Annotated in this window: 13 protein-coding genes; 8 read left to right on the plus strand and 5 right to left on the minus strand. The window is 64.4% G+C overall.

The annotated features are described in order from the left end of the window. Positions 1-34: 34 nt before the first annotated feature. Positions 35-673 (plus strand): toll/interleukin-1 receptor domain-containing protein, encoded by a 639-nt coding sequence (locus NKH51_RS04715; protein WP_254764094.1) that lies wholly within the window; start codon positions 35-37, stop codon positions 671-673. Here NKH51_RS04715 and NKH51_RS04720 read toward each other — a convergent pair. Further along, positions 646-1,338, minus strand: a complete 693-nt coding sequence (locus tag NKH51_RS04720; RefSeq protein ID WP_254764095.1) for a J domain-containing protein — start codon at positions 1,336-1,338, stop codon at positions 646-648. The genes NKH51_RS04715 and NKH51_RS04720 overlap by 28 nt on opposite strands. Before the next feature lie 356 nt (positions 1,339-1,694). Here NKH51_RS04720 and NKH51_RS04725 point away from each other — a divergent pair, with 356 nt between their 5' ends. From NKH51_RS04725 to NKH51_RS04735, 3 genes are all read left to right on the plus strand, one after another. Continuing rightward, positions 1,695-2,120, plus strand: a complete 426-nt coding sequence (locus NKH51_RS04725) for a DUF3054 domain-containing protein (RefSeq protein ID WP_254764096.1) — start codon at positions 1,695-1,697, stop codon at positions 2,118-2,120. A 297-nt stretch (positions 2,121-2,417) separates the two neighbouring features. Further along, positions 2,418-2,633, plus strand: coding sequence for a DUF8015 family protein (locus tag NKH51_RS04730; protein ID WP_254764097.1), 216 nt, complete (start codon positions 2,418-2,420; stop codon positions 2,631-2,633). Between the two features lie 66 nt (positions 2,634-2,699). Continuing rightward, positions 2,700-3,698: an ornithine cyclodeaminase family protein gene (locus tag NKH51_RS04735; RefSeq protein ID WP_254764098.1), complete on the plus strand. Its 999-nt coding sequence runs from the start codon at positions 2,700-2,702 to the stop codon at positions 3,696-3,698. An 840-nt stretch (positions 3,699-4,538) separates the two neighbouring features. On the opposite strand, the gene NKH51_RS04740 is transcribed toward NKH51_RS04735, so the two are convergent. From NKH51_RS04740 to NKH51_RS04750, 3 genes are all read right to left on the minus strand, one after another. Next, a complete protein-coding gene (locus NKH51_RS04740) occupies positions 4,539-5,384 on the minus strand; it encodes a hypothetical protein (RefSeq protein WP_254764099.1) in 846 nt (281 codons plus the stop codon). Between the two features lie 316 nt (positions 5,385-5,700). Then, entirely contained in the window at positions 5,701-7,128 is a 1,428-nt protein-coding gene (locus NKH51_RS04745) for a zinc ribbon domain-containing protein (protein WP_254764100.1), read from the minus strand. Further along, positions 7,125-8,303: a thiolase domain-containing protein gene (locus tag NKH51_RS04750; RefSeq protein WP_254764101.1), complete on the minus strand. Its 1,179-nt coding sequence runs from the start codon at positions 8,301-8,303 to the stop codon at positions 7,125-7,127. Before NKH51_RS04750 ends, NKH51_RS04745 begins: the two co-directional genes overlap by 4 nt. A 222-nt stretch (positions 8,304-8,525) precedes the next feature. On the opposite strand from NKH51_RS04750, the gene NKH51_RS04755 reads away from it, so the two are divergent. After that, positions 8,526-9,524, plus strand: a complete 999-nt coding sequence (locus NKH51_RS04755; protein WP_254764102.1) for a DHH family phosphoesterase — start codon at positions 8,526-8,528, stop codon at positions 9,522-9,524. A 36-nt stretch (positions 9,525-9,560) separates the two neighbouring features. Here the strand turns inward: NKH51_RS04755 and NKH51_RS04760 are convergent, their stop codons facing one another. Beyond that, on the minus strand, positions 9,561-10,025 hold the full coding sequence (locus NKH51_RS04760; protein WP_254764103.1) for an Hsp20/alpha crystallin family protein: 465 nt from the start codon (positions 10,023-10,025) through the stop codon (positions 9,561-9,563). A 151-nt stretch (positions 10,026-10,176) separates the two neighbouring features. Here NKH51_RS04760 and NKH51_RS04765 point away from each other — a divergent pair, with 151 nt between their 5' ends. From NKH51_RS04765 to NKH51_RS04775, 3 genes are all read left to right on the plus strand, one after another. Beyond that, positions 10,177-10,866 carry a type 1 glutamine amidotransferase domain-containing protein gene (locus tag NKH51_RS04765; RefSeq protein ID WP_254764104.1) on the plus strand — a complete coding sequence of 230 codons (690 nt, stop codon included), beginning with the start codon at positions 10,177-10,179 and terminating at the stop codon, positions 10,864-10,866. Positions 10,867-10,969: 103 nt separating this feature from the next. After that, the gene (locus tag NKH51_RS04770) at positions 10,970-11,161 is read left to right on the plus strand and encodes a DUF1918 domain-containing protein (RefSeq protein WP_254764105.1); all 192 of its coding nucleotides are present in this window, start codon (positions 10,970-10,972) and stop codon (positions 11,159-11,161) included. An 81-nt stretch (positions 11,162-11,242) separates the two neighbouring features. After that, entirely contained in the window at positions 11,243-11,692 is a 450-nt protein-coding gene (locus NKH51_RS04775; RefSeq protein ID WP_254764106.1) for an RNA-binding protein, read from the plus strand. Positions 11,693-11,697: the final 5 nt, after the last annotated feature.

Consider the following 11,697-nt stretch of genomic DNA (forward strand, 5'->3'; position numbering starts at 1 on the left):
ACGATCCGATTACCTGGTAGTCCTAAGTGGGATCATGACCGGGGAACAGGTGTACGTATCGCACGCGCCCAACGATCTCTCGCTCGTTCAGGACCTGTTCTCGACGGTCAAGAACTTCCCCTTTGGCGTCCACATCGCGCTCGAGGAGGTCGAATCCGGCCGCTCGCGCAAGCGCCTTGAGGGACGACTCGCGAACAGTGACGTCGTCGTCGCGGTGCTGACGAAGTCGGCGGTCGAGAACACCTGGATCAACCAGGAGATCGGATACGCGGTGGCCAAAGGGATCCCCGTCCTCCCCTTGCGCGACGAGGGGATCACTCATCGCGGCTTCGTCAGCGACGTCGAGGGGGTGACGATCGATCGGAGCAATCTCTCCTTTACGATCTTTAACCTCCTCTGTCGGCTGCGAAGCGAACTCGCGCCGCTGGGTGCGCTGTCGGTGCCGAACTGGTACATCCGATTTCCCTGCACCGTTCCCGACTGCGGCCACCCTGTGACCCTCGAGCTCGAGCAGGGGCAGACGAAACTCTGGAAGCTCCACAGTCACGGAAAACTGCTCTCGGCGTCTTGTGAGGTCTGTGAGTCCACGTACTACTTCCATCCGGGGACGATCGGTTTCGTCCGCCGCGAGGACGGTCCCGACCGTCAGTCGCCGTCTCGAAGTCGCTCGTAGGCGTCGGTGACAAGCGCGAACGCCGATTTGCTGCCACTTTTCCGGTCCGGATGGGCGCGTTTCACCTGTTCGTAGTATGCGGCGCGGAGTTGCTCGTCGGTCGCGTCCGCGTCGACGCCGAGTATCTCGCGAGCCCGCCGCTTTCGCATGGCGACCGCGGCGACGATTCCCCGCTCGTCGGCGTCTGCCTTACAGTCCGAACAGAGTCGTTCGGTACGCTCGTCGATCGTCGTCACGCGATACAGTTCCTCGGACACTCGATCGCGACACTGCGTACAGCGGGTCTGTTCGTCTGCGTCGCCGCCGTTCGTCGAGCCGGGACCGCCGGTTGCAGTCGAGCCGGTTGCGTCCGTAGCGCTCGCATCGTCTGCGCTATATCCCGATGCTTCTGCCGCACACGACGGACAGCAGGTCACCACCGTCCCGTCGTCGAGCACCACGTCCTCGAGGTCGGCCACGGGGACGGTCGCGGTACAGCCGTCACACGCGTCGCGGCGCTGGTCGAGCGAGCCGCCTTTCTGGGCGGCCACTCTGGCGTGTGGTGCACAGTCCGGACAGCAGACGACCGCTTCGCCGTCCGGCATGCGTATCGTTGCCGCGTCCTCGACCGGAACCGTTCGGCCGCACCCGTCACAACCGGGCCGACGATCGCCGACGACAGCCATTATCCGACCGATTAGTCGTCGACCTTCATTAGTATTTCTGCTGACAGTCGCACTCACGAGCGGGATGGACCGGCCACGATCGAACTCCCAAACCGGGACACGCGGCGGCGTATGATTCGCTTACCGATCGTCGTTGGAGCAGTTAGTCAGCACCCATGTCTGAACGGGACCGATAACAAAGTAGCCACCTACCGACCGAGCGGTCGTGCGAGGCGACCCTCGCACCGGACGCGCTGTCCGTTGGACGGTACTCGGCGGCAACCGTCGCCGAGTTCCTCCTCTCCTGTCCTGTCAGGTCGTTCCGGCGGCCGGTTCGAACCGGGACACCAATGGTCTCTCGACCGTGAGGGACGCGTATGGACACGGCAGTACGGACCGAGACGCGTGACGGCACCGTCAGCCGAGACCGGCTCGTGACCGCGACCGTCGACACCGCGCTCGTCGTCGGACTGGTCCTCCTCGGGAACGTCGAACACGGCGGGAATCCGATCGCCGACCCGCTGGCATCGCTCGAGACCGTCGCCCCCTTCGCGATCGGCTGGATCGCTGTCGCGTTGCTCGCGGGTGTCTACACCCGTGAAGAATTCGAACCGGTGGGCGACTATCGACTGCTGGCCGTCACCTGGATCGCGGCGGCGAACGTCGGCCTCATGCTTCGGGCGTCGTCACTGTTCGAGGGCGGTGCGAACTGGCCGTTTCCGCTCGTGATCACCGGCTTCGGACTGCTCGCCCTCCTCGGCTGGCGTCTGGGGTACGCGCTGTTCCAGTCGGCGACGACGTAAGTCATCGCTTGACCGACGTTCGGACGAACATGGGTCGTCCGTGACCTATCCGTTTCCGTAACTTCTGTTTGGATCCCCGCCTAATACTCTGCCTGTAGACTCTGAGTGGGCTAAATTTTGAAATCATTCTCCATACCAGACGTGACTATAATGTAATATGATCGAATACCGACGGTCGAATAACACACCCATAAGTTACAGGAATAGTCTGGGTCAAATATCTGTCGGAAAGACATCTCCAACGGGCTAATTATGGGAAACACTTATATACCTATTCCCCATACTATAGGATAGATTATGACTGGATATTACGACATTGTTCTCGGCCTCATCCCAGTCGCACTGCTCGGCATTACCGCAGCCCTCACCGTCGTCGGCCTCTCGCTGACCGCGGCAGTGCCGCTCGGTTCGCTGGTCGCGATGGGAATCATCGGTCATGCGATGTTCGTCAACACGCCCGCAGACGTCTCCGACGAGGCCCGATCCGCGCGTCCCCCGATGAACGCGGACTGATCTCCCTTTCCCGTCTCTATCCCCGGTTTCGATTCCTTTTCCCCGCTTCGTTCCGTGGTGTCGGTCATGACCGACACGCTGTTCCTGACCAGTTCGGATGTCGCTGACCTCGCAACACCGGCCGAGTACGTCGACGCCGTCCGCGAGGGCTATCGCCAGCGGGGCAACGGCGCACCGGCACAGCCGCGATCGAAGTTCTTCCGAGAGGACCCACAGGGGATGCTCACGACCTACGCCGCCGTGCTCCCCGAAACGGGCGCGATGGGTGGCTACATGTACAGCTCCGGGTTCGGTGCCGTCGACGCCTGGTTCATGACGCCGCTGTTCGACGCCGAGAGCGGCGCGCCGCTGGCCCTGCTCGACGGCGCGAGCATGAACCCGCACAAGACCGGCGCCGCCGGTGCCGTCGCCGTCGACGCCCTCGCGCGTGACGACGCCGACACCCTCGCGGTAATCGGCAGCGGCGCGCAAGCCCGGGGGCAGCTCCACGCGACCGCGACGGTCCGGGACTTCACTGACGTTCGCGTCTACTCGCCGACGCCCGAGAGCCGCGAGTCATTCGCTGCCGACTTCGACGAGTCGCTCGAGGCCTCCGTCCGACCCGTCGACTCGAGCACGGCCGCGCTCTCGGGCGCGGACGTGGTCATCACTGCGACACGGGCCAGCGAACCGGTCTTCGACGGCGACGATTTAGAGCCCGGCACCCACGTCACCGCGATGGGCCAGTACTCGCCGGATAAGCGCGAACTCGACGCGAAGACGGTTGCGAACGCGACCTACGTGCCCGACCTGCGCGAGCGGGCGACGTTCGACGCCGGCTCCTTCATACAGGCGCTCGAGGAGGGTGCGATCGACGAGGACCACGTCCACGCGGAGCTGGGCGAGGTCGTCGCCGGGAACGCACCCGGTCGGACGAGCGACGACGAGATCACGGTCTTCGACAGCGGCGGGACCGGGATCGAGACGGTCGCGGCGGCGTATCTGCTCTACGAGCGCGCGAAAGCGGAGGGTCGCGGCCAGACGATCGAGTTCGCGCCGGCCAGCGAGGCGCTGACCGGGAACTGAACTCGATCACGTAGTCCGCTCGAGTTCCGCACTTCAGGAACGGATAGATCTATCAGGTAGCCTCCGGGTCAGTGCTGGATGCAGACAGCCGACGGCTACCGACCTTTCGACTCCGTAAGATCCGTTAGCCAGTCGCAACAGCGGTCGTCTGTCGGCGGGCCATGTCGACACATCGTGCGCCAGAGACACGAGGCCGCGGTAATCGGCAACCAGATCCCGATGTCGATCGTTGTGAGTGACGGCGATCGCGTGATAGACAGGCACCGGTTGGGGTTCGCTAACTGATCGAACGACGGAACGGAAATGATTTGTACCAGAGCGCATATAATGAAATTATGGCAGTGGAACAGAGCATATATATCGTTGGCGCGATAGTAGCTCTCGGACCTGCGACCGTATTCGTCATCAACCGTTGGAGTAACCTGTCGCAAGCCGAGATACGATTCGTAGCCGCAGCGTGGTTCGTTGCAGTCTCTGCGTTACTTCTTGAAGTGGAAAGCAACGTCACGCAACTCGAAAGCGCTCTTGGGCGTTTCGTTCCCGGGATCGCTCTGATATGTTTGGTGGCCGCTGGATATCTCCTCTACCGAGGCCTACGGCTGCGATAACCGGATAGCGGATTTCTCGTTACAGAGTTATCTCGGTGGGAGCCGTCTCGGAGTGGACCTGCCGTTCGCGGAGAACGCCTATAGTTCCATCGCCCGGTATCGGTATGTGCTTTCGATAGACGCATTCTCTGGCAGTCGAGTCCGAACAGCACTAGCCGTGACGATGCACGTCTGAGTCTAGTTACATTGGATGCGAGCCCGTGATTTTCAAAAGAACGGAAGACGGAACTGATTAACAGTCGACCGGAGTAGCCGTGACCTCGAGTTCCCAACTCACACCGTCCCATCCGACAGAGGACGACCAGTCCAGACACATTTCGATTTCACTGTAATTACAACCGGTAGCGATGTGCTCGTCGATGATCTTCGTGAAAGCACAGGCCCCTCCCGAGGTACCCAAGAGGGCTTCGGCTGCGACTGCTCCCGAGTAGGCCGCACCGGCCGCTGTCGAACTCGGTTCAGGCACGATAACCAGCGTGACTGCACCCAAGAACGCGATTCCTCCTAAAATGTAGCAATCGTCGTGGGGATCCGCTGTAACGCATTCGTTGAGGCCCACGGAAATTTGCGTACTTACGCGCTGGGTTTCGTCCCCGAGGTTTTCCTGTTTGTACGTCACCCATCGTTCGACGGGAACCACATCTTCCTCGAGTTCTTTTCGAATTCCCGGGTTGGTTCTGTAGGACGATTCTCCAAGCAGGACCGTTGCACTGGCGTTGTCGTCGAACAGACGGATGGAAAGCAGACCGTCCTCTCGATTAGCCGATTCGAGGGGGACATCCAGAACTTTGTGGCGAGGGGCGTCCCCGGCGGGATCGACGACGTGTCCTTCGAGTCTCGACGAGTCAAGCGAGGCGGATTTGCCGACGAGGAACTCGCGGATGGCCTTCCCCGATTCGGTCGACAGCGCTGATCTGTACGCGGATATTGCGTCCGCCCCCTCGAGTTCTTCGGTTTCCTCTACTAGGTCGGTCTGTTCAGCACTTACTACTCCAGTGAGACCGACGCCAGCGATCCCGGCTGCACCGACCGTTTTCAGTACACTTCTCCTGTCGAAGTCATTATTCGAGTCTTTCATCCGAGTAGAAAGTAATAGCAAATATACTTAATATTTACTATTTTATAAAATTAAAATATATTCTCATATCCAGTGATCCGACTGTATTGGTTCCGGGCGGAAATATCACATTGTATGGATTACAAACCCACATGAAGTAGATCGGGTTTGATGCTACTTCCAATTACCCGTCTCACAGATATAGTGACCCCTTCCTGACCGAAACGACCGACAGAGTAGAGACCCACTCGAATCGCGAGTAACCGACTTCGCGAGCCCCACAACGGTTGTTAAACGGGGAACTACTGCGTCTCGAAGCGGATGCCAATCGAGCCCGCTACTCGTCCGCGGGCCGGATCTTGAAGCCGTACCGGGTGACGCCTTCCTGCGTGTAGATGCGGCGAATCGTCGTCTCGATCCGGTCGCCGACCGCGAAGTCGGCGGGGTCTGCATCGGTCCCCATGGCCGGGGCGCTGACGGTCTCGTCGCCGCCGTCAGTTTCGAAGGCGACGATCGCGGCCGCGTAGTCGCCGGACTTGGCCTGCTGTTCGGCGAACTCCGGCGGCGCGCCGCCCTGCGAGATGGTCGTGACGGCCTCGATCGTCCCCTCACCCGCGAGTTCGACTGGCTCGTAGTCGGCGAGCGCGCCGCAGTCGTCACAGGCTCCTTCGGGCGGGAAGGCGAGCGCGCCACACTCCGAACAGCGACCGGCCTCGAGCCGGTAGCGCTGCGGGATCGAGCGCCGCCAGGACGGGACGCTGACGTAGGCGCCGCCGCCCGACGGTGGGCCAGTGGTCACGACGCCGCGTTGGCGCAGGTACTCCGCGTAGGAGAGCGGATCGTCGCCCTCGAGGGCGGTCGCGGCCGGTACCTCGCCGTCGGCCTCGACGACGAACGCGTCCGCGCCCGCGCCGCTGCCCTGCGAGACCGCGAGGACGGACTCGTAGCCGTCGGCCAGCGCCCGCGCGAGCGAGACCGGAACGCTCGCAGCGCCGAGATCACCGAGTTCGTGGACCGTCGCCGCGGCCTGAATCTCGTCGGTGCCGACGCCGGCCGCGCCCGCCGCGCGGTAGGGGAGTTTGCCGTCGGGGGCCTGAATTGCGGCCGCTTCGGGCTCGGGGTCAACCTCGAGTCCGGAGACGGCGCCGCCGATCGTCTCGGTGAACGCGCTGCGGTCGTACTGGGTGACGCCGAGTCCCTGGGTCTCGTCCTCGCCGGTGGTTCGGAACCGCGTCCCGGGGTAGGGCGCGGCGTACTCCGCGCGGTCGACGATCTCGGCCGGGCCGTCGCGCTCGACGACGAACGCCGCGGCCCCCGCGCCGGCGGCGTGGTCGATCCCGTCGTCCGGGTCGCCTTTCGGCGCGTCGGCGGCGACGACGAGGGCGGTCGTCGCGTCGGCCTCGAGCGCGTCCTGGCCGGCCCAGAGCGCGCGCGTCCCGGCCCGCGTGCTGCCGGTGAAGGTCTGTCTGGTCGCCGATTGCGAGAGGGCGAGCATCGCGCCCAGCCGGGCGGTCAGGTCCTCTTCGGCTTCGGGCGGCCGCGAAGAGGCAAAGCCGAGCCAGTCGATCGCCGCGGGATCGGTGTCGCTCGCCTCGAGCGCTCGCGTCGCGGCCTCGTAGGCCATCGTCAGGGCGTCCTCGTCGGCCGAGGGGACGGCCTTCTCGCTGACGCCCGCGGCGTGGAACTGGCCCCAGGCCTCCTCGAAGGCCTCGCTGCTGATGCGGAACCGCGGCGCGTACGCGCCGACGCCGGTGATCGCGCTCATGCTCTCACCTCCGATTCCTTCTCGAAGACGTGGACGACGGCGGCACCACCGCTGCCGCCGACGTTGTGGGTCAGCCCGCGTGTGGGGTTCTCGACCTGTCGCTCGCCGGCCTTGCCGGAGAGCTGTTTGTACGCCTCGACGACCTGTCCGGCGCCGGTCGCGCCGATGGGGTGGCCCTTGGACTTGAGACCGCCGGAGGTGTTGACGGGGAGGTCACCGCCGATCTCGGTCGCGCCGGAGTCGATGAACTGTCCGGCCTCGCCTTTCTCACAGAAGCCCAGATCCTCGTAGGCCAGGAGTTCGGCGATGGCGAAGCAATCGTGGACCTCCGCGAAGTCCAGGTCGTCCGGGGTCACGTCGGCCATCTCGTAGGCCTGCTCGCCGGCCCGCTGGCTCGCGGGGACACCGGTGTAGGAGTCACGCTGGAAAAGTCCGACGGTGTCGCTGCCGGCGCCGACGCCGGCGACTCGAATCGGGTCGTCGGTGTAGTCGTCGACCACGTCTTCGCTGACGATCAGCGCGCAGGCCGCGCCGTCGGAGGTCGGACAGCAGTGATAGAGGTTCAGCGGGTCCGCGACGACCGGCGCGGACTGGGCGTCCTCGAGCGAGCACTCGAATCCTAACTGCGCGTGGGGATTCTTCGAGCCGTTCGCGTGGTTCTTGACGGCGACCTGCGAGAGATGCTCGCGCGTCGTGCCGTATTGTTCCATGTGCACGCTGGCCATCTGGGCGTAGACGCCGGAGAAGGTGGTGCCCGAGAGCCGCTCCCACTCGGTCTCGCCGGAGACGCCGAGCCAGTACTTCGTCGCGTCCGAGCTCATGTCGGACATGATCTCGAAGCCGCCCGCGAGAACGACATCGGCCATCCCCGATTTGACGGCTTGGACGGCCTGTCGAACCGCGAAGCCGCTGGCCGCACAGGCGTTCTCGACCCGCGTCGTCGGGACGCCGTCGAGGCCGACGTGTTCGGTCACCGCCGGCCCGGAGAGGCCGAGCTGACGGCCGCCGACGCCGAGGTTGCCGACGAACGCTTCGTCGACGTCGTCGGCGTCGATCCCTTTCGGTACGCTGTCGGTCGCCGCGTCGAATGCGGTCCGGAACAGTGACCGGTAGCTCTCCGAGGGGAAAGCCCCGTAGTCGGATTGTCCCGCACCGACGAGATATGCGTCGCGCATACTGCCCCGTTCGGGTATCCAGATGAAATAAGTGTGCGTTCTCCGGCCGCGACACGTCTCAACTGGCTGAAATCGACCGCGAGCGTCCCGTTCGGATTCGACCCGGTCGGCGGGAGAATCGACCGCTTTCGTTTCAGCGCGCATGACTCTCAGTCGCCGGAATTCGTTGTCCTCACTGAGACGCGACGCGGGATTCAAGCGTCTCGTCAGCGTATGACTGGTATGTCTCGCGCGGACGAGCTCGTGTCCGTCCTCGAGGCGACCGAGTCGCTGGCGATCGTCTGTCACGACAATCCGGACCCGGACTGTCTCGCCAGCGCGCTCGCGCTCGAGGCCGTCGCGCTCGACCATGACGTCGACGACGTGACGATTGCCTACGGCGGGGAGATCTCTCACCAGCAGAACCGCGCGTTCGTCAACATGCTCGACATCAATCTCCGGACGCTCTCGGGAACCGATATCGACGAGTACGACCGCATCAGCTTCGTCGATCACTCCAGGCCGGGCGCGAACACGGAGGCACCGGCGAGCGTCACCCCCGACATCGTCGTCGACCACCATCCCGGCGCCTCGAGCGGCGCGGCCTTCGAGGACGTGCGCACCGAGTACGGCGCGACGGCGACCATCTTCGTCGAGTACCTCCGCGATCTCGGGGTCGAGCCCACGACCCGGCTCGCCTCGGCGCTACTCTTTGCCCTCCACCGCGAGCGACTGGACTTCGTTCGTGATCCTACGCGCCGCGAGTACGAGGCCGCGCTGTCGGTCTACCCCGACGCGGATCTCGAGATTTTAGAACAGCTGTACGGCAGTGCGTTCACGCCGGGCACGCTCGACGCTATCGGGCGAGCGATCGCCAGCCGGGAGCGTCGCGGCTCGGCGCTGGTCGCGAGCGTCGGCAAGACCAGCGAGACCGACGCGCTGCCGCAGGCGGCGGACTACCTGCTCAATCTCGAGGGCGTCGATACCGTCCTGGCGTACGGTATCATCGGTGACTCGATCCGTCTGAGCGGCCGCTCGATCGACCCGCGGGTCAACATGGGGAAGACGCTCGAATCGGCGTTCGACGGGTTAGGTCCAGTGGGCGGCCACCACGACATGGCCGGCGGTCGGATCGAGCTCGGACTGTTCGCGGACGACGACGGCGACGCCGAGGAATTGCTCGCGTTCGTCGGGAGCCGGCTCTCTCACCGGTTTTTCGACGCGCTGAACCTCGACGACTGACGCCGGCGACGCACGGGCAGCCGGCTCCCGATGCCCTCACTCGATCTCGATCGAACGGGACTCCTCGCTTGGCTCGAGTTTCGGCAGGCGAACCGTCAGCACGCCGTTGTTGACGCTGGCGCGGATCGCGTCGGCGTCGACCGGATCCGGCAGCCGGACCTGCCGGCTGAACGACTGCGTCTTTCGCTCGCGCCGAATGTAGTTCTCCGCCTCGCCGCCGACCTCCTCGGTGTGCTCGCGGTTGCCCGAGATGGCTAGCGTTTCCCCGGTGAGGCGCAACTCGAGGTCCTCGCTCTCGTAGCCCGGCACGTCGGCGGCGACGACGAACTCGTCGCCCTCGTCGGCGAGGTCGATGCTCGTCTTCGAGCCGCCCATCGAGAGGTCGAGCTGGCTCCGGTTGTCTATTCCCGTTTCCCACGACTGGGCCGCCGTCTCGATCTGGCGGTTCAGTCGGTCGAGCAGTTCGTCGATGCCGTCGAACGGTCCTGGTCGTCGTGACATGTTATCACCTACGTAGCTAGACGGTCGACGGCGAAAAAAGCCACTCTCGGGCGCGGTGACCGTCGGTACATCCGATATGTTCACTCGCGGACTTGCGGCAGAACCGAGGGGTGGGCTGGCCGTTTTTAGGCTGCCGACCGTAGACCGGGGTATGACCGAAGCACTGTTCGTCGTCAGCGAGGAAGGCTACTGGGGAGAGGAGTGCGTCGAACCGCTCGAGACGCTCTCGGATGCGGATGTCGAGATCACGGTTGCGACGCCTTCGGGCGATCCGCCGGTCGTCGACGAGCGATCGGTCGATCCCGAACAGGTCGGCGAGGAGACCGCCGAACACGTCAAAGAGGTCGCCGAGAACGACGAGCGACTGAACGATCCGATCCCGGTCGCACAGGCCGACGCGGAGGGGTACGACGCCGTCGTCTTCCCCGGCGGCCACGGCACCGAGTGGGACATCAACCAGGACAAACACGCCCGCGAACTCCTGCGGGAGATCGTCGAGGGCGACGGGAAGGCGCTGGTCGTCTGCCACGCCGTCGGCATACTCGGCTTCGCCCGCGACAGCCACGGCGCGTTCATCGTCAACGGCCGCGACGTGACCGGCTTCCCCAACGAGTGGGAGGACGGAATCGTCGACGAGCAAGATCGGATGCCCGACGGCCGCAAGCTGCCCTACTGGGTCGAAGACGAGGTGAAAGCCGCCGGCGGCAACTGGGATGCAGAACTCGACGCCGACACCAGCGTCACCGTCGACGGTGACCTGCTCACCGCTCGTGGCCCCGGCTCCTCGCACGCAGCGGCTGAAACTCTGCTCGAGGAACTGGGTATCGAACTCGAGGCCTGATCGGCTTCGAGCCCCGATCGGCCTCTCGAGGTCGACCCTCCGCTCTCGAGGAACGGACAGCCGAATCAGTCCCTTTTTACACGCCGCCGGGGAATCTTCGGGTATGAGCTTCGAGGAAGACGACCGCGTGGTCCTCAACGACGAGCACAGCGAGTTCGACGGCGAGACCGGCACCGTCACCCAGACGATGGAGTCGATGTTCGGCGACGTCACCTACACGATCAGCTTCGACGACGGTCAGGAGGCCGGCGTCCCCGAGGACGACCTCGAGGCGGCCGACGAAGACGAAGAGTAACACCCTTCGGACCGGCCGCGCTCGCTCGAGCCGACCCCGTCACCACCGGTCCGACCTAGCACACCGACTTCCGACCCGCAGATGCCACAGATACCGCTTCACTACGTCGACTTACGGACGTTCTGCTACGCCACCGAGGACGAAAAGCGCGTCGAGGAGGCGCTTCGGACCTTCCTCCCGGACGGCGACGACGAACCGTTCGAGATCGAGCGCGCCGAGAGCGAGGGCCACTACGGCGACCGCATCCTCGTCCTCTCGGCCCGCGTCGAGAACGCCGACGACGTGCGCCACGTCCTCTCGCGGCTGGCCGACCTCGAGTCCTTCGACGATCTGATCGACGAACTCGACGAGCGGGTCACCGAGAACACCGAACTCTTCTTGCGCCTCGACAAGCAGGCTGCCTTCGCGGGCGACGTGCGACTGGGCGATGGCATCACCTTCCGCGGGAAGGTCGAGGCCTACCCGGCGAAGAAAGAACGAGCGGTCGAGAACGCCGAGGAAGTCCTCGAGCGCCTTCGCGACCGGGACTGAGCGCC

The organism is Natrinema marinum, from assembly GCF_024296685.1.
Lineage (GTDB): Archaea > Halobacteriota > Halobacteria > Halobacteriales > Natrialbaceae > Natrinema > Natrinema marinum.